This window comes from Cupriavidus oxalaticus (genome assembly GCF_016894385.1).
Taxonomy (GTDB): domain Bacteria; phylum Pseudomonadota; class Gammaproteobacteria; order Burkholderiales; family Burkholderiaceae; genus Cupriavidus; species Cupriavidus oxalaticus.
Genome location: NZ_CP069811.1, coordinates 448,636 through 471,689, shown reverse-complemented (window position 1 = coordinate 471,689; position 23,054 = coordinate 448,636). Strand labels below are relative to the sequence as shown.

Here is a 23,054-nt window from a genome sequence, read left to right as displayed (position 1 = left end):
ACCAATCAGACGCTCACGGTTATTTCCCGATCCTATACTGGCTCGCATCACCGGAGCTGCAATCCATGTTCACTACCCGCCCCGAAATCGTCGGCACCTTTGGCGTTGCCGCCTCCACCCACTGGCTGGCCACGCAAACCGCCATGGGCGTGCTCGAACGCGGCGGCAATGCCTTCGATGCCGCGGCGGCGGCGGGCTTTGTGCTGCAGGTGGTCGAGCCGCACCTGAACGGCCCTGGCGGCGAAGTGCCGATCCTGTTCTGGAGCGAGCGCGAGCGCCGCATGCGCACCCTGTGCGGCCAGGGCCCGGCGCCGGCGCTTGCCGATCCCGCGGCGCTGCGCGCGCAGGGCCTGGAGCTGGTGCCGGGCATCGGCCTGGTGCCCGCCACCGTTCCCGGCGCCTTCGGCGCGTGGCTGACGATGCTGCGCGATCGCGGCACGTGGTCGCTGGCCGACGTGCTGGCGCCCGCCATCGGCTACGCGCGCGACGGCTTCCCGCTGGTGCCGCGCATCTCGCGCGCGATCCTGGCGGTGCAGGCGCTGTTCCGCGACGAATGGCACAGTTCGGCGGCCACCTGGCTGCCGGACGGCAAGGTGCCGCGCCCCGGCAGCCTGCATACGCTGCCGGTGCTGGCCGATACCTACACCCGCATCGTCGAGGAAGCCCAGCGCCGCAGCAACAGCCGCACCGGCCAGATCGATGCCGCGCTGGATTGCTGGTACCGCGGCTTCGTCGCCGAGGAAATCGACGCGTACTGCCGCAACACGCCGGTGCGCGACACCACCGGCGACAAGCACACCGGCCTGCTGCGCTACGACGACATGGCCGGTTGGAGGCCCGAGGAAGAGGACCCGGTCACGCTCGACTTCGGCCGCTACACGGTGGCCAAGTGCGGCATCTGGAGCCAGGGGCCGGTGTTCCTGCAGCAGCTCGGCATGCTGCGCCACGCCGGGCTGGCGCAGCATGCGCCCGATTCCCCCGAATTCGTGCACCGAATCGCCGAGGCCACCAAGCTGGCCATGGCCGACCGCCTGGCCTGGTACGGCGATCCCCGCTTCGCACACAGCCCGCTTGCCGCGCTGCTCGACGACGGCTACCTGGCCGCGCGCGCGCAGCGCATCGGCGAGCGCGCGGCGCTGGCGATCGATCCCGGCACGCTCGATGGCATGGCGCCGCGCCTGCCCGACCTGGGCGTGGCCGAGCGCACGCTGCGGCAGGCCGACGTACGCTTCGGCGTGGGCGAGCCGACCTTTGCCGAGCTGCCGCCGGTAGCCGAATGGGCCGAACGCGAGCTCTTTGTCGGCGACACCTGCCATATCGACGTGATCGACCGCCATGGCAACATGGTCGCCGCCACGCCGTCGGGCGGCTGGCTCTCGTCGAGCCCGACCATCCCGGCGCTCGGCTTCGCGCTCAATACCCGCCTGCAGATGACCTGGCTGGAGCCCGACCTGCCCAACACGCTGGCCCCCGGCAAGCGCCCCTGCACCACGCTGTCGCCGTCGCTGGCGCTGCGCGACGGCGAGCCCTACATGGTGTTCGGCACCCCCGGTGGCGACCAGCAGGACCAGTGGTCGCTGGCATTCTTCCTGCGCCATGCGGTCCATGGCATGAACCTGCAGGAAGCGATCGACGCGCCGGCCTGGCATATCGACCATTTCCCGGGCTCGTTCTGGCCGCGCCAGACCGTGCTCAACCGCATCAGCGTGGAATCGCGCTTCCCGGCGGCAACGCTGGCGGCGCTGCGCGAACGCGGGCACGAAGTCCGCGTGGGCGAACCCTGGTCAGAAGGCCGCATGTCGGCCTGCTCGCGCGAACGCGACGGGCGCGGGCGGCTGGTGCTGCGCGCCGGGGCCAATGCGCGCGGCATGCAGGGCTATGCGGTGGGCCGCTGACGATTCGATGACATGAGAGCGGACCGCAACAGGTCCGCGCCAGTACCAAGGAGGAAGGAAAATGCGCGCAGTACTGAAAACCCTGCTGGGCGGCGTCGCCGCGCTGGCGATGTGCCTGGCGGCCCCGGCCGGCGCCAGCGAGCCCTGGCCGCAGAAGCCGGTCACGCTGATCGTGCCGTGGGCCGCCGGCGGCTCGACCGATATCCTCGCGCGCGTGCTGTCCGAGCACCTGACGCGCTCGCTCGGCCAGCCGGTGATCGTCGACAACAAGCCGGGCGCTTCCGGCAACATCGGCTCGGCCATGGTGGCCCGTGCCAAACCCGACGGCTACACGCTGCTGGTGGGCTCGATGAGCACCCACGCCATGAACCCGGCGCTGATGCCCAACATGCCGTTCCGCGGCGTGGATGACTTCACGCCGCTGGGCCTGCTGGCTTACGTGACCAACACCATGGTGGTCCATCCCTCGGTGCCGGCGCAGAACGTGAAGGAACTGGTGGCCTACGCCAGGGCCAATCCGGGCAAGCTGGCCTACGCCAGCGCCGGGCCGGGCTCCACCAACCACCTCAGCGCGGTGCTGTTCGAGAAGATGGCCGGCATCCAGATGCTGCACGTGCCGTACAAGGGCGGCGCGCCGGCGGTGGTCGATACCGTTGCCGGGCAGACCCAGCTGCTGTTCTCGGCGGGCACGCAGACGCTGCCGCACGTCAAGGCCGGCAAGCTGCGCCTGCTGGCCGTGACCGAGAGCAAGCGCTCGCCGCTGCTGCCCAATGTGCCGACCGTGGCCGAGACCCTGCCCGGCTACGAGCTGGCGGTCTGGTACGGCGCCTTCGGGCCGAAGGACATGCCCGCCGAGCTGACGGCGCGGCTCAATCGCGAGATCAACGCCGTGATGGCGCTGCCTGAAGTGAAGGCCAAGATGAACGCCATCGGCGTCGAAACCGCGACCTCCACGCCGCAGCAGTTCGCCACCATCCTGCGCCGCGATGCCGACCGCTATGGCAAGCTGATCCGCGAACTCGGCATCCAGGGGGAATGAAGTGAGCCAGGCAACGCACCCGGCCCCGCAAGCCGGCGCGCCGCTGGAAGACGCCGGCTCGCTGATCGCGCAGGTCAACCTGCTGTGCGACGCGCTGCGGCAGGCGCGCGAGCCCGCCGCGGCGCTCGACGCGATCGGCGCGGCCACGCTGCGCACGCTCGGGCCGGGGCTGCTGACGATCAATGCCTGGCATGTGCAGACGGCGCGGATCGAACGCCTGTGGTCCTCCGACACCGCAGCCTACCCGGTCGGCGGGCACAAGACCAAGGGCGACAGCCCGTGGCGCCGGCAGTTGCTGGAGCGTGGTGAGGTCTTTGTCGGCGAGGGCGATGACGCGCTGGCGGCGGTGTTCGATGACGTGCAGGTGATCCGCAAGCTCGGCTGCACGGCGGTGGTCAATGTGCCGCTGGGCCACCAGGGCTCAGTGGTCGGCACCTTCAACTACCTGGCCGATCGCGCCATCTGGTCGGCCGCCGAGGTGGCGGCGCTCAGGCTGCTGGCGGCGCTGGCGGTGGCGCCGGTACAGGCGCTGGCGGCTGCGCGCACCTGACGACAGCATCCGCCAACACCGAACGCCACTCTGCGGTATGATTCCCCCGCCGCGTTGAAAGCTCAACGAAGCACAGCGCGGCAACGTTCTCAGGGCAGGGTGAAAGTCCCTACCGGCGGTGAAGGCGTCTGACGCACGAGCCCGCGAGCGCCCGGCATGGCCACATGCCGGGGTCAGCAGATTCGGTTCAAATCCGAAGCCGACGGTGATAGTCCGGATGAAAGAGAGCGAGCAAAAATGCCCCCGTCTTCACGGGGGCAAGTCTCGTGCGCCCTGATTCTGGCCAACTCCATCCGTACAGGAACACCATGAATCAGCCTGTCTCCGCTTTCCAGCGCGCCACCGCACCCGCGGCCGGCTTTTCCCTCCCCGAAGGCAAGCGCATTGCCTACATCCATGCCCAATGGCATGCCGATATCGTCAATCGCGCCCGCGACGCGTTCGTGGCCGAAATGGCAAAGCTCGGCGTCACCGCGGACGCCATCGACATCTACGATGTTCCGGGGGCTTTTGAAATCCCGCTGCACGCGCAACGGCTTGCCAGGTCCGGCAAGTACGCCGCCATCGTCGCCAGCGGCTTTGTCGTCGACGGTGGCATCTACCGGCATGAATTCGTCGCCGATGCCGTCATCAGCGGCCTGATGCGCGTCCAGCTCGACACCGAGGTCCCTGTGTTCTCGGCCGTGCTGACCCCGAAGAGCTTCCACGAGCACGACGAGCACCATCGCTTCTTTGCCGAGCATTTCGTGGTCAAGGGCCGCGAGGCGGCGCAGGCCTGCGTCCGCACGGTCGCGTCGCTGCAGAAGCTGGCGGCCTGATGCGCTGAAGGGCTGTGCCGCGCGGTTCATGTCCGCGGCATGTCCAGGAATCATGAACCGCCGGATTTGCTGAACGGCACGGCTCGCCCGTGGCGGCATCCGTTGCCGCCGCTCCCCACCCCCGGATACTGCCGCCCGCCTCCCCGAGGCGTGTAAACTGCTGGCTTTTTGAATCCGGCGGTATGTCCCAAGAGCCCCGGCGCACAGGTTTCAGCGGTCCGACGCTAGTCCGGCTGCTGGCGCGCCTGACCGACGCCGACGCCCCACCTCCTGCAACGTCACTTTCGGGCCAGCTGAGCCAATGGCTGGGCTGGCCAGATGCGATCGCCCTGTCGGCGGCGCTGAAAGCCGGGTCGGCCGCGGTGCCAGCCAACCCGCGTGCCTGCGGCGCCACCGCCGAAGAGCAGGAGTGCGCGCGCGTGCGCGGCGCGCTGGCCGATGCCATCGCCGGGGACAATGCCCTGGCCGCGCGCCGCCGCGGCCCTGGCCGGCCGTCGGCGCTGGCCGAGGCCATGGATGCGCAGGTGGACTACGCCATCTACCGCCACCGCTACGTGTCGCAGCAGCAGGCCATGGAGACCGCGATCGGCGCGTTGCGCGGGCGGCTGCGGGCCGCCTTGTCGACGCGCGCGCCGGACATGGCCCGGCTGGCGATGGTCGATGCCGTGATGGAGCGCGTGCTGGGCGCGCGCGAGCAAAGCGTGCTCGGCAGCGTGCCGACCCTGCTGGAAGGGCATTTCCAGCGGTTGCGCCAGGCCGAAGCCGCGGCGCTGGCCGAGGCCCAGGCCGCCACAAAGCCGGCCGCCGCAGCCCCGGTCGCGCCCGGCGCGTGGCTGGCCGTGTTTCGCAAGGATATGCAAAGCGTATTGCTGGCCGAGCTGGAAATACGCTTCCAACCCGTCGAAGGATTGCTCGCCGCCCTGCGCGGCAGCTGACCAGGACACCATGAACCGATACTTCTTCCATCTTGTTGTTTTCCTGGCGGGCCTGGCGGCCGTGTGCTGGATCGCCGCAGGCTATGCCGGCTCGAATGCGCTGGCGTTGTCGGTCACGCTGCTGATCGGCGCCTGCTACGTGGCCGGCGCGCATGAGCTGATGCGCTACCGGCAGGGCACGCTGGGGCTGGCGCAGGCGGTGCAGGGGCTGTCCGAGGCGCCGGCAAGCCTGGATGGCTGGCTCGTGCGCCTGCCCGCGGGGCTGCGCAACGCCGTGCGCCTGCGCGTCGAGGGCGAGCGCGTGGCGCTGCCGGGGCCGGCGCTGACGCCGTACCTGGTCGGCCTGCTGGTGCTGCTGGGCATGCTCGGCACGTTCCTCGGCATGGTGTCGACGCTGCGCGGCACCGGCATGGCGCTGGAAACCGCGACCGACCTGCAGGCGATCCGCGCGTCGCTGGCGGCGCCGGTGAAGGGGCTGGGCTTCGCCTTCGGCACCTCGGTGGCCGGCGTGGCCACGTCGGCCATGCTGGGGCTGCTGTCGGCGCTGTGCCGGCGCGAACGCGTGCAGGCCGCGCAGGCGCTCGATGCGCGCATCGCCACCACGCTGCGCCTCTATTCGCGCAGCCACCAGCGCGACGAGTCGTTCCGCCTGCTGCAGCGCCAGGCCGATGCCATGCCGGCGCTGGTCGACCGGCTGCAGGCCATGATGGCGACCATGGAACAACAGAACCAGGCCATGGCGGAGCGCCTGGCGGCCAGCCAGGAAGCCTTCCACGGCAAGACCGAAGCGGTCTACACCCAACTGGCCGCCTCGGTCGGGCAATCGCTGAAAGACAGCGTCGCCGACAGCGCGCGCGCCGCCGGCACGGCGATCCAGCCGGCCGTGGAAGCGACCATGGCCGGCCTGGCGCGCGAGACCGCCGCCATGCGCGACGCCGTCACGCAGTCCGTGCAGCAGCAGCTCGAAGGCATCTCGGCGCGCTTCGAGACCTCGACCGCCGGCGTCGCCGGGATCTGGAACGAGGCGCTCGCCAGCCAGCAGCGCAGCAATGAAGCCCTGACGGGCGAACTGCGCGGCGCGCTCGACGGCTTTGCGCAGGCGTTCGAGCAACGTTCGGCCGGCCTCATCGCGCAGGTGGCGGCACGTCTGGAAACCACCTCCGCCAGCACCGCGCAGGCGTGGACCGAGGCCCTGTCGCAACACGCCCGCACCGGCGAGAAGCTCGCCGCCGACAACCAACAGGCGCTGGCCGCCGCCACGGCGGCATTCGAACAGCAGGCGGTATCGCTGGTGCGCACCGTGGGCCAGTCGCACGCCGACCTGCAGGCGGGCCTGGCATCGCATGACGAACAGCGCTTGGCCGCGTGGGCCGGCACGCTCGGCAGCATGACCGAGGCGCTGCGCCAGCAGTGGGACCAGGCCAGCGCGCAGGCCGCGAGCCGCCAGCAGGAGATCTGCACGGCGCTGGCGCAGACCGCAAACGATATTTCCGCCCAGTCGCAGGCGCATGCCAGCGGCACCATCGCCGAGATCGACCGGCTGGTGCAGGCCGCCGCCGACGCGCCCAAGGCCGCGCTGGCGCTGCAGGCCGAGCTGAGCGCACGCGACGAGCAACGCCTCGCAGCCTGGACCGACGCGCTTGGCAACATGGCCGCCGGACTGCGCGGGGAATGGGAACAGGCGAGCGCACAGGCCGCGAGCCGCCAGCAGGAAATCTGCGCCGCGCTGGCGCAGACCGCCAGCGACATCTCGGCCCAGTCGCAGGCCCACGCCAGCGGCACCATCGCCGAGATCGACCGGCTGGTGCAGGCCGCCGCCGACGCGCCCAAGGCCGCTCTCGCGCTGCAGACCGAACTGAGCACGCGCGACGAACAACGCCTCGCCGCCTGGACCGAAGCCCTCGCCGCGATGGCCGCCACGCTGCGCCAGGAATGGCAGCAGGCGGGCGCGCAGACCGCCACCCGCCAGCAGGAAATCTGCGCGGCACTGGCGCAGACCGCGCAAGCGATTTCCACCGAAACACAGGCGCACGCCAGCGGCACGCTGGCCGAGATCGAGCGCCTGGTGCAAGCCGCCGCCGAGGCACCCAGGGCCGCCGCCGCGCTGCAGGCCGAACTGGCCGCGCGCGACGAACAGCGCCTGGCCGCCTGGACCGGCCACCTCGACAGCATGGCCGCCTCGCTGCGCGAGCAATGGGAACAGGCCGGCAGCCACAGCGCCAGCCGCCAGCAGGAGATCTGCGACACCCTGGCGCAGACCGCGCGCGACATCACCGCGCAGGCCGAGGCGCACGCCAGCAGCACCATCGCCGAAGTCGCGCGCCTGATGCAGGCGTCCGCCGAAGCGCCCAGGGCCGCGGCCGAAGTCATCGCCGAACTGCGCCAGAAGCTCACCGAAGGCATGGCCCGCGACAACGCCATGCTGGAAGAGCGCAGCCGCATGCTGGAAACGCTGGGCACGCTGCTCGACGCCGTGAACCACGCCTCCACCGGCCAGCGCGCCGCGGTCGACACGCTGCTGGCGACCACGTCCGAGCTGCTGGAACGCGTCGGCGGCCGCTTCACCGAGCAGGTCGAGTCCGAGACCGGGCGCCTGGCGCAGGCCGCGGCGCAGGTCACCGGCAGCGCCGTCGAGGTGGCGAGCCTGGGCGAGGCCTTCGGCGTGGCGGTGCAGATGTTCAGCGCATCCAACGACAAGCTGTCCGAGCAGCTGCAGCGCATCGAGGCCGCGCTCGACAAATCGATGGCGCGCAGCGATGAGCAGCTGGCCTACTACGTGGCGCAGGCGCGCGAGGTGGTCGACCTCAGCATGCTGTCGCAGAAGCAGATCCTGGAAGACCTGCAGCAGCTGGGCGGCCGGCAGGCAGCGCGCGCAGAGGCGGCATGAAGGACGACTACATCGACGCCGGCGTCGAGCCGACGGTACCGGCCTGGGCGGTCTTCGGCGACCTGATGTCGGTGCTGCTGGGCGCGTTCGTGCTGGTGCTGCTGGGCGTCATCGGCGTGCAGCTCGAGCTGTCGGCGCGGCTTGAGGACGAGGTGCGTCAGCGGCAGGAAGAGGCGCAGCGCCGCCAGACGCTGGAGCAGGCGCTGGCCGGCCCGCTCGCCGCCGGGCGCGTGACGCTGGTGAACGGGCGCATCGGCATCAGCGGCAGCGTGCTGTTCGCCCTGAACTCCGACCAGTTGCAGCCCGAGGGCCGCGAGCTGCTGCGCAGCCTGGCCGCGCCGCTGTCGGCCTACCTGCGCACGCGCGACGAAATGCTGATGGTCAGCGGCTTCACCGACGACCAGCAGGTACGCGAGGGCAACCGCCGCTTCGCCGACAACTGGGAGCTGTCGGCGCAGCGCGCGCTGACCGTGACGCGCGCGCTGATCGATGCCGGCGTGCCGCCCGCTTCGCTGTTCTCGGCGGGCTTCGGCTCGCAGCAGCCGGTCACCGCCAATACCGATGCCGGGAGCCGCGCGAAGAACCGGCGCGTGGAAATCGCGCCGGTGCCGCGCGTGACCATGGGGACGGGGAAGCCTCGTGGCTGAAGACGTGGCCGCAAGCGCGCGCGCGCAGCTCGACGCCTGGCGCGACAGCGATGCCGCCGGCGTCGACCCGGTGCGCTTCCGGCTGATCGAAGCGCTGGCACGGCGTTCGGCCAGCCATGACGGCGCGGTGCGACAGATGCTGGATGCGCGGCTGGCGGCGCTGGTCGACAGTTATCGCGAAGCCATCGCGCAAGATGCTGCGGGGCGCGAAGCCGCTGCGGCAACGGCACAGGATGCAACCGCGGAAGCGGCCGGCATGCTTGCCGGCCTGGTCAGCTATATCAAGGCCAATACGCGCGCCGCGGGGATCGACTCTGCACCAGGCGCCTCTGCGCCGCGCGCCTCTGCGCCGGTGCGCGCCGTGCGTCCCGAGCCCGCGCCGGAACTGGTCGACTATTTCCGCGACACGTGGTCGCGCGTCAGCGTGAGCCGCCAGTTGCGGCAGTCGCAGGCGCAGTTGCCGGGCAATGCCGGGCCGCTCAATTCCGACCACCTCGTGCATCGTGCGCTGACGCTGATGCACGAGCTGTCGCCGGGCTACCTGGAGCAGTTCTTTTCGTATGTCGAGGCGATGGCATGGCTGGAACAGCTGCATCGCGGCGGTGCCCCGGCAGAGAACGAAGCGGTGCGGGCCACGAGCGCGAAGAAGACCACCCGCAGCAAGCCGCGCAAGGCGGCAAGTTAATCCGCCGCCCCCGGCGCGATCGCAAACCCATACAACGCCGCGGCATTGCGCCAGCGCAGCGCTTCATTCAGCGAAGCATCCGCCGGCGCGGTGCCAGGCCAGCCGCTGAGTTCACTGCATTCCCCTGCCCGTTCGGCAGCTTCATGATTGGTCCACGGCCAGTCGCTGCCCCACAGCAGCCGATCGGCACCAACCACTTCCAGCCACCGCTGCGCCAGTTCGCGCCACGCCCCCGGCGCCACCAGCCGGTATGGGGCGCTGCATTTGACCCACACCTGCCGACGCTCGCGCACCGCCGCGGCGACGCTGAACACCGGGTCCGCCACGCCCGCTGCGCCCGGCCTGCCAAAATGGTCCAGCACCACCGGCATGTCGCCTTCGCTCAGCGCGGCATCCAGCTCGGCATCCAGCGCGGCCAGCACCGTGCTGCCGTCGCCGTTGTCGGTATGGAGTTCGACGTGCCAGCCCAGCGCAGCGATACGCGCGAACAATGCGCGCCACGGCGCTGTGCCGATGCGCCGCCAGCCGGGATCGCGATAGAGGTTCAGCCGGATGCCGCGCACGCCCGCGTCGTCCAACTCGCGCAACGCCGCATCGGATACGCCGGGATCGACCACCGCGACGCCGCGCAGCCGCGCCGGCATGGTGCGCAGCGCCGCCAGCAGCGCGGCGTTGTCGGTGCCGAGGAAGCTGGTCTGCACCACCACCCCGAACGGGTCGCCAAGCCCTCCGGCCAGGCGCTGCCACTCGTGCAGCGAGGCGGCATACGGGGGCCGATAACGGGCGGCGGGCGCTGCCGGGCCGGCATCGAAGATATGGAAGTGGCAGTCCACCACCGGCGTTGCGGGTTGATTCATCTGTCTGCCCTGCTGTGTCCGCGGGTAATCCCGGATAGGGGAAGCAAGCCCGCGTCAGTATTCTAGTCCTCTAGAGGACATAAATAACAATTTAGCACGGCTCCAGACCGACGGACAACCCGATGGCAGACATTGACCTGCTTCAAAAAATCACCAGCGCGGCCGGCCTGAGCCGGTATGGCCAGATCGCCGCGCAGCTCCAGGCGCGCATTGTTTCCGGCGACTGGCCGCCGGGCGAGGCAATTCCCGCCGAGGGCGCCTTGGCCAAGGAGTTCGGCATCGCGCTGGGGACGATCCGGCAGGCGATCGCCGTGCTGGTGCAGGAAGGACTGCTGGAACGCGTGCAGGGCCGGGGCACCTTTGTGCGCAAGGGCCTGAGCGGCGCCAGCCTGATGCGCTTCTTCCGCTTCGGCGGCGCCGACGGCGCCACCGCGGTGCCGCGCTCGGAAATCCTGTCGTGCCGCGCCGTGCGGCTGGACAAGGCCATGGCGGAACGCTTCGGGCTGCCATCCGGAGCGCGCGGCCTGGCGATCACGCGCCGCCGCTGGCTGGACGACAAGCCGCGCCTGCTGGAATCGATCTGGCTGCCGCTGCCGCGTTGCGAAGCGCTGCAGCAACTGCCGGTATGGGAATGGGGCGACCTGCTGTATCCGCTGCTCGGCAGCCAGTGCGGCATCACCGTGCATCGCGCGGTCGACGAGGTCACCTTCCGCACGCTGGCGCATGACGAGGCGGATTTGCTGGAACTGCCGGATGCGCACCCGTGCGCGGTGGTGACCCGGCACGCCTTCGACCTGCGCGGCACCTGCATCGAATACCGGCTGACCCGGGGCGATGCCTTCGCTTTTCGCTATACCGCGGACATCCGCTAGCCCGTCCGCTAGTCATTCGATACCGATCCGCATCCGAGGAGACCGTTTCATGCATTCCATCAAGGCGATGGCCGCGGCCATTGGCGCCGCCGCCATCCTGCTGCCACTGCTGCCACTGCTGCAACCTGCGCCGGCGCAAGCCGCCGAGAGCGCGGCCACATGGCCGTCGCGGCCCATCACCATCGTGGTCACGTATCCGCCAGGCGGCGGCGCCGACCTGATGGCAAGGCTGATCGCGCCGGGACTCGGCCGCGAACTCGGCCAGTCGGTGGTGGTGGAGAACCGCCCCGGCGCCGGCGGCCAGATCGGCGCGGCCTATGTCGCCAAGGCGGCGCCGGACGGCTACACGGTGATGGTCGATGCCTCTTCCTACGCCGTGAATCCCAGCCTCTATGCCAGGCTGCCCTACGATCCGGCCAAGGCGTTCAAGCCCGTTGGCGTGCTGGCGCGCTATCCCAACGTGCTGGTCTCGACGGCCAGCTTCCCGGCCACCAGGGTCGGCGACGTGCTGGCGATGGCGAAGCAGAACCCTGGTTCGGTGGCGTTTGCCTCGTCCGGCAATGGCTCGGCGCAGCACCTGGCGGGCGTGCTGTTCGAGCAGCGCGCGGGGGTGGACCTGCTGCACGTGCCTTACAAGGGCGGCGGCCCGGCCATGACCGATGTCATCGCCGGGCAGGTGCCGCTGTTCTTCGCCAACGTTGCATCGAGCCTGCAGCACATCAAGGCCGGCAAGCTCAAGCCGCTGGCGGTCACCAGCCACCAGCGCACCAACGCGCTGCCGGGCGTGCCGACGATGCAGGAGGCCGGCGTGCCCGGCTATGAAGTCTATGAATGGAACGCGGCCTTCCTGCCGGCGGCCACGCCCGAGCCGATCGTCGCCAAGTTTGCCGAGGCGTTGCAGAAGGTCATGCACAGCCCCGAGACACGGCAGCGCGTGGCCGAGCTGGGCGGCGAGGTGGTGGCCGCGCCGCCGGCACAGGCGCAGCAGTTCATCGACGGCCAGGCCCGGCTGTGGGCCAGGGTGATCAGGGACGGCAACGTCAAGCCCGAATGATCGCGGGCAAATGCTTCCTGCGCGACAACAGCTGAGACATTCACGGAGACTCACATGACCCGCATCAACCCCACCCGGCGCCAGCTGCTGCAAGCCACCGCGGCACTTGGCGCCGGCGCCCTCTTCCCCACGCCAGCCCGCGCCCAGGCGTGGCCGGCCAAGCCGGTCCGGCTGGTGGTGCCGTTCGCGCCGGGCGGCAGCTCGGAAATCGTCGCGCGCTCCACCGCGGCGGAACTGACCAAGCTGCTGGGCGTGTCGGTGTTCGTGGAAAACAAGCCGGGCGCCGCCGGCAATATCGCCATGGGCGAAGTGGCGCGCGCAGAAGACAACCATACGCTGATCCTCGGCCACATCGGCACGCTGGCGGTCAATCCGTACATCTTCCCCAGGCTGCCCTACGATCCGGTCAAGGACTTCCGCCCGATCTCGCTGCTGTCCAAGGTGCCGAGCCTGTACGTGGTGCATCCCGACGTGCCGGCGAAGAACCTGAAGGAATTCGTGGCGCTGGCCAAGAGCAAGCCGGGCAAGCTCAACTACGGCTCGGCCGGCAACGGCAGCGCCGGGCACCTGGCTTTCGAATACCTGAAGGCGGCGACCGGCACCTTCATCACGCACGTGCCATACCGCGGCAGCGGCCCGCAGATCACCGACCTGCTGTCCGGGCGGCTGGAAGCGGCCTCCGTGGGCGCGCCGGCGATCCTGCAGTTCATCAAGACCGGCAAGGTGCGCTGCATCGCCACCGGCACCACGCAGCGCATTCCGCAGCTGCCGGATGTGCCCACCGTGGCCGAGCAGGGCTATCCCGGCTTCGAAATGACGCAGTGGTATGGGCTGCTTGCGCCCGCGACGCTGCCGCAACCGGCGGCGGACAAGCTGGCGGATGCGACCATCAAGGCGGTAAAGAGTGCCAGCTCGGTCGAGCGCCTGAGCGCCGATGCGGCCATCGTGGTAGGCAATACGCCGCAGGAGTTCGCGCGCTTTATCGCGCAGGAGCAGCAGCGCTGGAAGCCGATCATCGCGAGGGCGCAGATCAAGCCGGATTGAGCTGGCGTCTGCCGTGACCAACCAACTGTGTGCTCCCTCTCCCGCTTGCGGGAGAGGGGAGCAAACCAGCAGTGATGTTCGGTCTACTAGTGATGAATCCGGGCTCACTCGATCGTCACCTTCCCGTCCTTCACCAGCTTCGCGAACTTCACCGTCTCGTCCTGGATGCGGCGCGCGAATTCCTTCGGCGTGCTGGTCATCGGCTCGGCGCCGATGGCCTGCATGCGCTGCTGGAAGTCCGGCGATCTCACGATCCTGACGATCTCGGCGTTGAGGCGCGTCACGACCGGCTCCGGCGTGGCGACCGGCGCCATCACGCCGAACCACGTGCCGATGTCGAAACCCTTCAGGCCGGCTTCTTCCAGCGTGGGCACGTCCGGCAGCACGCTCGAACGCTTCGCCGTGGTCACCGCCAGCGCGCGCAGCTTGCCCGACTTGATGTGCTGCAGCACGGGCGTCAGCGTGTCGAACGACATGGTCACCTGCCCGCCCAGCAGGTCGGTCGTCAGCGGACCGCTGCCCTTGTAAGGCACGTGCAGCAGCGGCGCGCCGGTGGCGGCCTGGAACTGCGTGCCGATCAGGTGCTGCGCGGTGCCGTTGCCGTTGGAGCCATAGGCGAACTCGGGCGAGGCGCGCTTGGCCAGCGCCACCAGCTCGCTGACATTCTCCGCCGGGGTCTTCGCCGCGTTGACCACCAGCACATTGGGCACCATCGCCACCGGGGCCACCGGCGCGAGGTCTTTCTCGAAGCTGTACGGCAGCTTCTTGTACACGCTGGTGGCGATGGTGTGGTGCACCGCGCCCATCAGCAGCGTGTAGCCGTCCGGCTTGTTCTTGGCGACATAGTCGGCGCCGACCGTGGCGCCGGCGCCGGGGCGGTTCTCGACGATCACCGGCTGGCCGAGGCTCCTGGAAAGCTGGTCGCCCAGCGCGCGCGCCAGCACGTCGGTGGTGCCGCCCGAAGGGAACGGCACGACCAGGGTGATTGGCTTGGCCGGCCAGGCTTGCGCCATGGCGCCACCGCTGAGGGCGAAGCCGGCAGCGGCCAGGGTCAATGCCGATACGCGGCGCAGAATGCCAGTTGCACGCATGTCTTGTCTCCTGTCTGATGGTTTTTCAGCAAGCCTTCATGGCTTGTCTGTCGGTTGCTGCTTCGGCCGCTGGCACAGCTGTCGCAGCTGTCGCAGCGCTTTGCTGCCGGCAGCGCGCGTCAGCACGATCGCGCGACAGTCATTGACGGGACCGTCGTTGGCGGCCAGCGCGTCCTGCGGGTTCAGGCCGGCGCGGCTTCGACGATCTCGATGCGCGAGCAAGGCACCGCGTAGCCGTAGCGCGTGACCACCGGTCCTTGCAGCGCTTCCTGATGTCCAGGCCACGCCGCTTCCAGCGCTGCGGCCATGGCCGCCGCGGCCTTGCCGGCACCGATGACGATGGTGCGGCCGCGCGGCGGTGTGAGCAGGTGGCGCGCCAGCGTGCGGGAGAAGGGAGCGTTCACGACCGCTTGCAGCTAGTGGCTGACGCGCTGGTGCCTGAACGCTGCGTGCCAGCTCAGGCGGCCTTGACCTGCTTGCCAGTCAGCAGTTCGCACACGGCTTGCGTCACCTGCGCGGTGGTGGCCTTGCCACCCAGGTCGCCGGTATGCAGCGCGGGATTGGCGGTAACCGCCTCGACCGCCTCCATCACACGCTGGGCCGCGGCGTGCTCGCCCAGGTGCTCCAGCAGCATGACCACCGACCAGAACGTGCCGACCGGATTGGCCAGGCCCTTGCCCATGATGTCGAAGGCAGAACCATGGATCGGCTCGAACATCGACGGATAGCGGCGTTCCGGGTCGATATTGCCGGTCGGGGCGATGCCCAGGCTGCCGGCCAGCGCCGCGGCGAGGTCGCTGAGGATATCGGCGTGCAGGTTGGTGGCAACGATGGTGTCGAGCGACTTCGGGCGGTTGACCATGCGCGCGGTAGCGGCATCGACCAGTTCCTTGTCCCAGGTGACGTCCGGGAAATCCTTGGCCACCTGCACCGCGACCTCGTCCCACATCACCATGGCGTGGCGCTGCGCGTTGGACTTGGTGATCACCGTCAGCTGCTTGCGCGGACGCGATTGCGCCAGCTTGAAGGCGAAGCGCAGGATGCGTTCGACGCCGACGCGGGTCATCATGCTGACATCGGTGGCGGCCTCGATCGGATGGCCCTGGTGCACGCGGCCGCCCACGCCCGCGTATTCGCCCTCCGAGTTCTCGCGCACGATCACCCAGCTCAGGTCTTCCGGCGCGCAGCGCTTGAGCGGCGCGTCGATGCCCGGCAGGATGCGGGTCGGGCGCACGTTGGCGTACTGGTCGAAGCCCTGGCAGATCTTCAGGCGCAGGCCCCACAGCGTGATGTGGTCGGGGATATGCGGGTCGCCGGCCGAGCCGAACAGGATCGCATCCTTGTCGCGCAGCGCGTCCAGGCCATCGGCGGGCATCATCACGCCGTGCTGACGGTAGTAGTCGCCGCCCCAGTCGAAGTCTTCGAACTCGAAGCGGAAATCGGCACCGGCGGCGGCCAGCGCTTCCATCACCTGGCGGCCCGCGGGTACCACTTCCTTGCCGATGCCATCGCCGGGGATGGTCGCGATGCGGTAGGTCTTCATCTCTTGTCTCCTGGTCAGAATCCGCGTGTATGCGCGATTGCGTGGAACGGATTCTGGGCCGTGGACAAGGTTTTGGATCGCTTGTAGAGTTAAACCATTCTTAACCTGAGATTAAAGCTGGCATGGCATCGTCCGCAGGGATCCAGCCGTCGGAACTGGGCTTTTTCACGTCGGTGGCCACCGCCGGCAGCCTGAGCGCGGCCGCGCGCGATCTTGGCATCACCACCGCGGCGGTCAGCAAGCGGCTGGCACAGATGGAGGCGCGCATCGGCATGCCGCTGGTCACGCGCACCACCCGGCGCATGAGCCTGACGCCCGAGGGCGAGGTCTACCTGGAGCACGCGCGGCGCATCCTGAGCGAGATCGAGGATCTAAACCAACTGCTGACGCGTTCCAAGGGCAGGCCGAGCGGCCTGCTGCGCGTCAATGCCACGCTGGGGTTCGGCCGCATGCACGTGGCGCCGGTGATTTCCGAGTACGTCACGGCCTATCCCGAAGTCGACGTGCAGCTGCAGCTGTCGGCCGACCCGCCGCCGCTGAACGAAGACGCGTTCGACGTCTGCATCCGCTTCGGCCAGCCGCCCGATGCGCGCATCGTGGCGCGCAAGCTGGCGCCCAACCGGCGCCTGCTATGCGCTTCGCCCAGGTACCTGCGCGACCACGGCATCCCCAACACGCTGGCCGACCTGCGCCGCCACAACTGCATCGGCATCCGGCAAGGCAGCGACGCCTATGGCGTGTGGCGCCTGACCACCGGCAAGGGGGCCAAGGCGCGTACCGAAACCGTGCGCGTGCGCGGCAACCTGACCACCAACGACGGCGAGATCGCGGTCAACTGGGCGCTGGAAGGCCATGGCATTTTGATGCGAGCCGAATGGGATATCGAGCGATTCCTGCGCAGCGGACGGCTGGTGCAGGTGTTGCCGCAGTACGCCACGCCGGAGGCCGACATCTACGCGGTCTATCACCAGCGGCATCAGCTGTCGTCGCGGCTCCGGTTGTTTGTGGAGTTCATGGAGGAGAAGTTCAGTGAGTTTGGGGAGCGGGCAAAGGTCGCTGGCTGAGAGAGTAGCCTGCAACGACCGATAGCCAAATGACCTCCATGCAAGCCGGCCTCTGCGTCTTCGCCCGCCGACCATGAAGAAGGTGTTTCCTTGACGGGTTCCTGGTGGAGCAGCTTCAAACTTGCCTGGTCTAGCGCCGCCGCACGCCTGTCGTCTTGGCGGCCATCTGCTGGATGGGACAGAACTATCGTACCGAGTGCCAGGCATCACGAAATGCAAGATTGATGTACAAGAAGACCACCAATGCTGCTGCTACAACCATACCAATCAGTAGTAGCGGAATCGAATAATTGCGTTTGCTTACTGCGCGGAACAGAAAAAGCACCGTCGCAAATCCACTAATAAACGATATCATAATAAAAGACAAACTAAATTCATGCGACATCGATCCATAGAAAATGGAGACTGCAATTGCCGGTATCGCCAATAGCATCCCGATGTTGAACGAGGCCGTACGTGATGGATCAGCATTCTTTTGTTTTTTATTCATTCTTGTTACCCTGCTTCAGATAGCATTAATCATCAGAGTGAAACATTGCTTCTCGTGGTCACGATCTTCTGACCGGTGTAGCGCACCAGTCCACTTGCGTCGAGCTTCTGCACCTGGACGCCGGTAAAGTCGATGGCCTTGACGATGGCGGTATCGCGCAAAGTCAACGAGCCGATCTTGCTAGTGACGAAGCTGGCCTTTTCGCCTTCGTACCGGTCGATCAGGACGCTGGCCGATTCGAGCATGAGTGAAGCATTGGGGATGGTGCAATGGCGAATGACAGTGGAGTCATAGCCGCCCATGATCTGACAGCCTCGGGAAATGTTGGTCAGCTTGTTGTCCACTACGTCGTTCACTCCCCAATCATCCCGCCCGCATTCGATATTCTCCAGGACAACGGATCTCAGGTTCTTTTGATTCTCAAGCTCAACAAGGCAATCTAGCGAGCGATAGCGTGTTTCGTATCCCTCCGGGCTGATGCTGATACCTCGGAACTGGCTGTTGCGAATGGTAATGGAGCGCGCATTGGCGAACATGTTGATCATGGCTCCCGCCTGTACGCCCTCGATCAGCACGTCGCCCTGCACATCGGAAAGGCCGACTTCGAGGATGTCGAATTTGCTGTTGCGGATGGTTAGATTGGTAATGGACGAGCGGGACAATCTTGTCCGCCCCCTAAAATGACAGTTGTTGATGGAGACCGTGGCGTATTCCCATTTGCCCTTGTCAAACGTGCCGTTGCTCATATTGACATTGCCAAACCTGCAGCCCCGGTAGCTAACGACACCATTGCCTTTGACGCTCATATAGTGTCCAGTACAGCGCTCATATGAAACATCCCCGTTGAGGTAGACGGCTCCGTATTGATTCACGTCCGGATTCTTGGCGCCAAAATCGCATTCCACGAAGCGCACGTTCTTGCTCGTTGCACCAGCCATCAGGTAGGCGCCCCCCAGGGTGTCGCTGCGCACAAAGAGCACACCCTCGAAGTGATAGGCCTGAAAGTTGGATCCCGGAAACTGACAGTGCTCGAACACGCAGTTTCTGATCCGGCTCAGGTGGATGACGCCATAGAAAATGCAGTCGTAGAAGTGGATGCTCTCCCACTCTTTTTCATAGAAGTCGGTGCCACCCACGCCGAAGTCGGCACCGCTGATTCTCAATCGCTGCTCGCCTAATGCCGCACGGCGCTTGGCGGGATCCATCAGCAATGCATACTCATGAGGCATGGCCTCGATGTTCTTGGCAGTCATACGTGTGCATCCGGTGGTAGTGAGGCTGACCATGCCGAGCATGGTCAGGAACTGGCGGCGGCTGGTCATTGGTTGTCTACGCGGGTGGCGTCATCCTTGCTGGGGTATCGACTCTTGCTCAGCGTCTCGCTCAGCCAATCCCAATCCGGCACCTCCCCTTGCTCGCCAAGCCGCCGGCGCAGCATTGGGACACGCCCGATACCCGTCTTCCGTGTGGTGAAGTCAACCGGGAAAAACCACGGATCAAGCTTGAAATGATCCGCCGGAAGCCCTTTAGGCGCCTGGAGCTTGACCTCGCAGAACCAGCGGGTGGTATTCGCTAGAAGTGGATCTTGTAGCGCAGCGATTTCAGGCTGTCTGCCGGCTGGCAGTGCCATCTCATAAATGCCGCTTTGCGGTGCCGCTGCCGGGCTTTCATAGGCTGAGCCCCGGGAAAGGTGGCGGAATTTGAGCGTAGTGTCGAATGGGATCCATGTGGCCCCGCCTGGCTGATCCGGAGTTCTGCCAAAACCCCACAAGCGAACAGATGCAATGCAGCCCAACCGGTGCGTTTTCGGGCCGACGACCATGAAGAAGGTATTCCCCTTGGCATGCTCCCAATGGAGCACCCGCTCGACCTTGCTGACCTGCATATAGTCCAGCGCCACCGCCAGCCGCGGCTGCGCGCTGCCCTTGGCATAGGCAACCTGGCGGAAGGGGATTTTGGCCGATGGATCGTAAAGGGTGCCGGAAGGCGGAGTGAGAGTCCAGCCGCCCAGTTCGTGGTTCAGGTTCTGCACGCCAATCGGTCCGCCGCAGGAGCTGACGATGAACTTTGTCTTTCCAGCCTCGCTGGTATTGGCCGGATGTGCAGGCTGCAGCCCCGGATCAAAGGCGCTCTCTATCGTCACGGTGTTGCCGCTGATTGTTGTGGTATAGATCCCTGCGCGGTGTGAGTGACCGCTGAAATGCACGCTCACTCCCGCCTTTCTGGTCTGATTGACGCAGTTCTGAAAGAACCAGTCCAGCTTGCGCTCGCAGGTTCCCATGTTGTTGAAGTTCCAGCCCCCATTGTTCTCGCCGGCCAGGACTGGCTTTCCCTTGCCATAGGCGGGCACGAACTGGCGGTTTCTGTCAGAGAATGCCACCTTGTTGTCATAGTTGACGAACGTGAAGTGGGAGAAGAGCAGCAACTGCGCTTGATACCGTTCTCGCGCCAGATATCGGGTCCAGTCGAGCAGGTAATGCTGATGATCACTGATGGCGCGGGTGGACCGCGGCAGAATGCCGTAGCTCTGCTTGTCCGCGCGCATCGGCACGGCGCCGCTCAGGTTCATGTATTCTTCTCCCTCGCCCCAATCCAGGCCTAGCAGGCATTGCCGGCCATAGACGTGTCGCCAATCCGAGAGTGGAGTGAAGAGGGAAAAGAACCAGTCGCACTGCTTCCGGTCGAAGTTCTGTGACGTCAGTGCCTGGCCATAGGTCGGGCCGTAGGCGAGGCAAGCTTCGTAGATTGTGAGGTTGTGGTCGGCGGCAATGCCGTCATTCGCCTTGGCCTCATCCCAATCGCTGGCGCGATCGAAGTCGTTGTAGGCGCTGACGGTGCCCGCAGCCGTGGCCAGTATCCCTGGCTCGATCTGCCGCTTTCCGTGGGGGCCCTTGAGTGAGTTGGTGGCTTCCAATGCGCCCATTGCCATTACCCAAGCGTTCTCGCGTGGAGAGATGCCATAAGGTACCTGGTACGCCTCGTGGTTTCCGGTTGTGAGAAACACAGGCAGGTTCCATTGCTGATAGGCATGGCGCACCAGCGAATAGACCAGCATGTCATCCAGACCGCGCTTGTACAGGCCGGGGTTCTGAATGTTGTTGAGCACATTGAAGGCGCGCCATTGGGCACCAATGCTATTCGGGGGGATGGCGTTCGGGTCGAGGTTGCGGTTGAAATCCAGCAGGTCTCCCGTGATCACCAATACGTCCGCCTTCGTCGCCTCATCACCATCGGCGAAGGCTTTCACCAATTGGTACAGACCGATGAAGCTGTTGCACAACCTCGATGCCGGTGGCTCAGCAGGCGTTCCGGGGGCTGGCTGCCCGCCAGGCTGCTCCAGCAGGTACGCGGGGGATTTGGCCAGGGTATTCTGACGAACATTGACGTGGACATCGGACAGGTGCCCGACCCTGAGCGCGGCGGCGTTGCTGCGGATGACCGGGTGCCAGGCCATCAAGCGGTGCCTGGCATCAGTCTTGTGTGCTGGTAGAGCCGTTGGCGAAGGAGGCTCCGACAGGTCGAACTCGAAGAGTGTCGGATAGTGCCGGCGGTTCGGATCCTTTCGCTCGGCGTCGAGGAAATCCAGAATGACCTGATCCTGATACTCCCAAGCTTCCACGCCTTTTACCTCGGGCCTGACCGCGTACGCTTTGGGCACCGGTACCATCCAGGCGAAGGTGCACATCTTGCCGAGGTCAGGCGAGTCCGGCAGCTTGGACAGATCGATCTCAATCTCATAGATATCGGTCAATGCCACTCCGGTGGAATACTGCGCCACCGTGGCACTGCGCAGGATCGCCACCGGCTCGCCCAAACGGTTCGCAATTAATCCGCCAGCGAACTTGCCAACGTTCCAGACCCGGACCGCCCCCATTGCCTTGGACGCTGCCTTGCCATCCCGGAACAGCATGGCGTCCTTAGGCTCTTTCTTGATTTGCTTGCCACTTTGGAGAGGATAGAGGCGCAGGTGGCGATCCACGAAGACCGGGCCGTACGGAGCCTCGCAGATCGCCTCGCCAACGCAATTTTTGATGCCGTCGTCTTTTGCTGGCTTCGCACCGAAATACCGTCTGGCGATGGCCTCGGCCGCAATGAAGATGCTGCACTTGGTCTGCCCCGGCTGCAGAATGAGCGGAGTACCCAGGTTAGGGCTCAGAATGACAGCGCGGATCGGCGCCCTCTCCTCGCAGTCCACGCAGCCCTCAATCTTCGGCTCGTAGGTAACGTTGGTACAGGCAATCCGCACCTTCTCGGCGGCAGTGTCTTGTAGTCGGTGGTCAGTGTGGCGAGCCACAGCCACGGTCGCAACGTGAAGCGATAGAGCGCGTGCCGTCCCACGATGAACGGGCCCTGCACTTCGTGCACGATGCCGGTGATCTCGCGGGTGCCGGCGCCAACGTTGCCGGCCAGGCCGGTACCAGTGCCCTCAAGCTCGATCTCGACGGTGAGTTCCTTGCCCTGCATCGCCTGCAGATCAAGATTCGCTTCCGGGCCGAAACACGCGTGCCGATTGTCAGGGGTCTTGAGTTCGATCTCGTAGGCGAAGAGGGTATTGATTCCATCGCGCCCCGTCAGCCGGGAAATGTTCAGGGCCGATTGCCCAAGAACTACCGGCAGGCCAGTGCCCTTGACCATGACGGCACGTGACGCGTGGAACGGCAAATCTCGAACGCCCATGGTTCCGATCCTTGCGGTGAGTCAGATAAGGTCTCGACAAGGACTGCCAGGTCCCGCCAACTTGGCCGGATGATAATCGCAAATCACGGCCGGAAAAAATGCAAACAAGTGCAACGCGGCTTAATAAAGCGAATTTTATATTCTAAATAATCTTATTAAGCTCGGATTATTCCTATCTGACACCAGATTAATTTCCCATGCATAGACAGAAAAATCCCAGGATCGTGATTCTGCGAATTCGATATTACGAGGCGAGGCTGATCCGGTGTTCGAGTAGATATGGCGACAACGCCGGCGCGTTCGGCAAGTAGCCAAACGTGCCCGACTGACCTGGCATACATGCAGCATTTACAACCGCACTGGCTCCGGTTACTCAGCAGGCGCGGCCTGCGTGGATGGTGCAGTTTGTGCATGGCGCTGGTCTCCACACCACCAGGAGGTCACCATGAGCATCTTCAAGGACATACTCAACAAGCTGCTGGGCAGGGCGAAGCCTGCTGCCACGACCTCAGGCACCCCCACTGGCACGCCAGCCCCTGCGGGCTCGGCACCCACGCCGTCAGGCGCGTCTCCCGCATCGGCAGGCGGCACAGCGCCCGCGGGCAGCGCGGGTCAGGCCACGGCCAAACCCGCGCCACTGTCCGGCGTCGACGTCGAATCGATCATGGACAATCTGGTCAAGGAGAGCGGGCAGACGCTGAACTGGCGCACGTCCATCGTCGATACCATGAAGGCGCTGGGCATCGACAGCAGCCTGGAGCACCGCAAGGAACTGGCGCGCGAGCTGCACTACAGCGGCGACATGAATGACTCCGCCGCGATGAACATCTGGCTGCACAAGCGGTTGATGCAGGAGCTGGCCGCCAACGGCGGCAAGCTGCCGGCGGATTTGTCGTAGGAAATCCG

General features: G+C 66.4%; 21 protein-coding genes and 1 riboswitch. Of the genes, 13 read left to right on the top strand and 8 right to left on the bottom strand.

Annotated elements, in window-relative coordinates:
- Positions 1-65 precede the first annotated feature (65 nt).
- The 8 genes from JTE92_RS02100 (at position 66) to JTE92_RS02065 (ending at position 9,456) form a co-directional block, all read left to right on the top strand.
- Positions 66-1,895 (top strand): gamma-glutamyltransferase family protein, encoded by a 1,830-nt coding sequence (locus JTE92_RS02100; RefSeq protein ID WP_063239531.1) that lies wholly within the window; start codon positions 66-68, stop codon positions 1,893-1,895.
- Between the two features lie 61 nt (positions 1,896-1,956).
- Complete coding sequence (locus JTE92_RS02095) at positions 1,957-2,934, top strand: Bug family tripartite tricarboxylate transporter substrate binding protein (protein WP_063239530.1); 978 nt, start codon at positions 1,957-1,959, stop codon at positions 2,932-2,934.
- Position 2,935: 1 nt separating this feature from the next.
- On the top strand, positions 2,936-3,484 hold the full coding sequence (locus tag JTE92_RS02090; RefSeq protein WP_306431067.1) for a GAF domain-containing protein: 549 nt from the start codon (positions 2,936-2,938) through the stop codon (positions 3,482-3,484).
- Between the two features lie 81 nt (positions 3,485-3,565).
- Positions 3,566-3,717: riboswitch (FMN riboswitch) on the top strand.
- Positions 3,718-3,792: 75 nt separating this feature from the next.
- Positions 3,793-4,302, top strand: coding sequence for a 6,7-dimethyl-8-ribityllumazine synthase (locus JTE92_RS02085; protein ID WP_063239529.1), 510 nt, complete (start codon positions 3,793-3,795; stop codon positions 4,300-4,302).
- A gap of 182 nt (positions 4,303-4,484) precedes the next feature.
- Positions 4,485-5,237: a DUF3348 domain-containing protein gene (locus tag JTE92_RS02080; RefSeq protein ID WP_063239528.1), complete on the top strand. Its 753-nt coding sequence runs from the start codon at positions 4,485-4,487 to the stop codon at positions 5,235-5,237.
- Positions 5,238-5,247: 10 nt separating this feature from the next.
- A complete protein-coding gene (locus JTE92_RS02075; protein ID WP_063239527.1) occupies positions 5,248-8,124 on the top strand; it encodes a DUF802 domain-containing protein in 2,877 nt (958 codons plus the stop codon).
- A complete protein-coding gene (locus tag JTE92_RS02070; RefSeq protein WP_063239526.1) occupies positions 8,121-8,771 on the top strand; it encodes an OmpA family protein in 651 nt (216 codons plus the stop codon). The genes JTE92_RS02075 and JTE92_RS02070 overlap by 4 nt, the downstream gene beginning before the upstream one ends.
- Positions 8,764-9,456: a DUF2894 domain-containing protein gene (locus JTE92_RS02065; protein ID WP_063239525.1), complete on the top strand. Its 693-nt coding sequence runs from the start codon at positions 8,764-8,766 to the stop codon at positions 9,454-9,456. Before JTE92_RS02070 ends, JTE92_RS02065 begins: the two co-directional genes overlap by 8 nt.
- Here the strand turns inward: JTE92_RS02065 and JTE92_RS02060 are convergent.
- Positions 9,453-10,313, bottom strand: coding sequence for an amidohydrolase family protein (locus JTE92_RS02060; protein WP_063239524.1), 861 nt, complete (start codon positions 10,311-10,313; stop codon positions 9,453-9,455). The genes JTE92_RS02065 and JTE92_RS02060 overlap by 4 nt on opposite strands.
- A gap of 122 nt (positions 10,314-10,435) precedes the next feature.
- On the opposite strand from JTE92_RS02060, the gene JTE92_RS02055 reads away from it, so the two are divergent.
- Genes JTE92_RS02055 through JTE92_RS02045 form a run of 3 tightly spaced genes read left to right on the top strand, consistent with a single transcriptional unit; the run spans position 10,436 to position 13,283 of the window.
- Positions 10,436-11,185 (top strand): GntR family transcriptional regulator, encoded by a 750-nt coding sequence (locus tag JTE92_RS02055; RefSeq protein ID WP_063239523.1) that lies wholly within the window; start codon positions 10,436-10,438, stop codon positions 11,183-11,185.
- Between the two features lie 49 nt (positions 11,186-11,234).
- Positions 11,235-12,239, top strand: a complete 1,005-nt coding sequence (locus JTE92_RS02050; protein WP_063239522.1) for a tripartite tricarboxylate transporter substrate binding protein — start codon at positions 11,235-11,237, stop codon at positions 12,237-12,239.
- A gap of 54 nt (positions 12,240-12,293) precedes the next feature.
- Positions 12,294-13,283: a Bug family tripartite tricarboxylate transporter substrate binding protein gene (locus JTE92_RS02045; RefSeq protein ID WP_063239521.1), complete on the top strand. Its 990-nt coding sequence runs from the start codon at positions 12,294-12,296 to the stop codon at positions 13,281-13,283.
- A 104-nt stretch (positions 13,284-13,387) separates the two neighbouring features.
- Here the strand turns inward: JTE92_RS02045 and JTE92_RS02040 are convergent, their stop codons facing one another.
- The 3 genes from JTE92_RS02040 to JTE92_RS02030 form a co-directional block, all read right to left on the bottom strand.
- The gene (locus tag JTE92_RS02040) at positions 13,388-14,374 is read right to left on the bottom strand and encodes a Bug family tripartite tricarboxylate transporter substrate binding protein (RefSeq protein WP_063239520.1); all 987 of its coding nucleotides are present in this window, start codon (positions 14,372-14,374) and stop codon (positions 13,388-13,390) included.
- A gap of 182 nt (positions 14,375-14,556) precedes the next feature.
- Entirely contained in the window at positions 14,557-14,778 is a 222-nt protein-coding gene (locus tag JTE92_RS02035) for a DUF4147 domain-containing protein (protein WP_063239519.1), read from the bottom strand.
- 53 nt (positions 14,779-14,831) lie between these two features.
- Positions 14,832-15,917, bottom strand: a complete 1,086-nt coding sequence (locus JTE92_RS02030) for a tartrate dehydrogenase (RefSeq protein ID WP_063239518.1) — start codon at positions 15,915-15,917, stop codon at positions 14,832-14,834.
- A 122-nt stretch (positions 15,918-16,039) separates the two neighbouring features.
- Here JTE92_RS02030 and JTE92_RS02025 point away from each other — a divergent pair, with 122 nt between their 5' ends.
- Positions 16,040-16,981 carry a LysR family transcriptional regulator gene (locus JTE92_RS02025; protein ID WP_063239517.1) on the top strand — a complete coding sequence of 314 codons (942 nt, stop codon included), beginning with the start codon at positions 16,040-16,042 and terminating at the stop codon, positions 16,979-16,981.
- 184 nt (positions 16,982-17,165) lie between these two features.
- Here the strand turns inward: JTE92_RS02025 and JTE92_RS02020 are convergent, their stop codons facing one another.
- The 4 genes from JTE92_RS02020 to JTE92_RS02005 are packed head-to-tail and all read right to left on the bottom strand — an operon-like array spanning position 17,166 to position 22,148.
- A complete protein-coding gene (locus JTE92_RS02020; RefSeq protein ID WP_147318588.1) occupies positions 17,166-17,471 on the bottom strand; it encodes a hypothetical protein in 306 nt (101 codons plus the stop codon).
- Between the two features lie 32 nt (positions 17,472-17,503).
- The gene (locus JTE92_RS02015; RefSeq protein ID WP_063239516.1) at positions 17,504-18,793 is read right to left on the bottom strand and encodes a hypothetical protein; all 1,290 of its coding nucleotides are present in this window, start codon (positions 18,791-18,793) and stop codon (positions 17,504-17,506) included.
- Positions 18,790-21,666, bottom strand: coding sequence for a metallophosphoesterase (locus JTE92_RS02010; protein ID WP_084254645.1), 2,877 nt, complete (start codon positions 21,664-21,666; stop codon positions 18,790-18,792). Before JTE92_RS02010 ends, JTE92_RS02015 begins: the two co-directional genes overlap by 4 nt.
- Positions 21,624-22,148, bottom strand: a complete 525-nt coding sequence (locus JTE92_RS02005) for a contractile injection system protein, VgrG/Pvc8 family (RefSeq protein WP_084254644.1) — start codon at positions 22,146-22,148, stop codon at positions 21,624-21,626. The genes JTE92_RS02010 and JTE92_RS02005 overlap by 43 nt, the downstream gene beginning before the upstream one ends.
- Positions 22,149-22,593: 445 nt before the next feature.
- On the opposite strand from JTE92_RS02005, the gene JTE92_RS02000 reads away from it, so the two are divergent.
- Positions 22,594-23,046 carry a DUF3597 domain-containing protein gene (locus tag JTE92_RS02000; protein WP_063239513.1) on the top strand — a complete coding sequence of 151 codons (453 nt, stop codon included), beginning with the start codon at positions 22,594-22,596 and terminating at the stop codon, positions 23,044-23,046.
- Positions 23,047-23,054 lie beyond the last annotated feature (8 nt).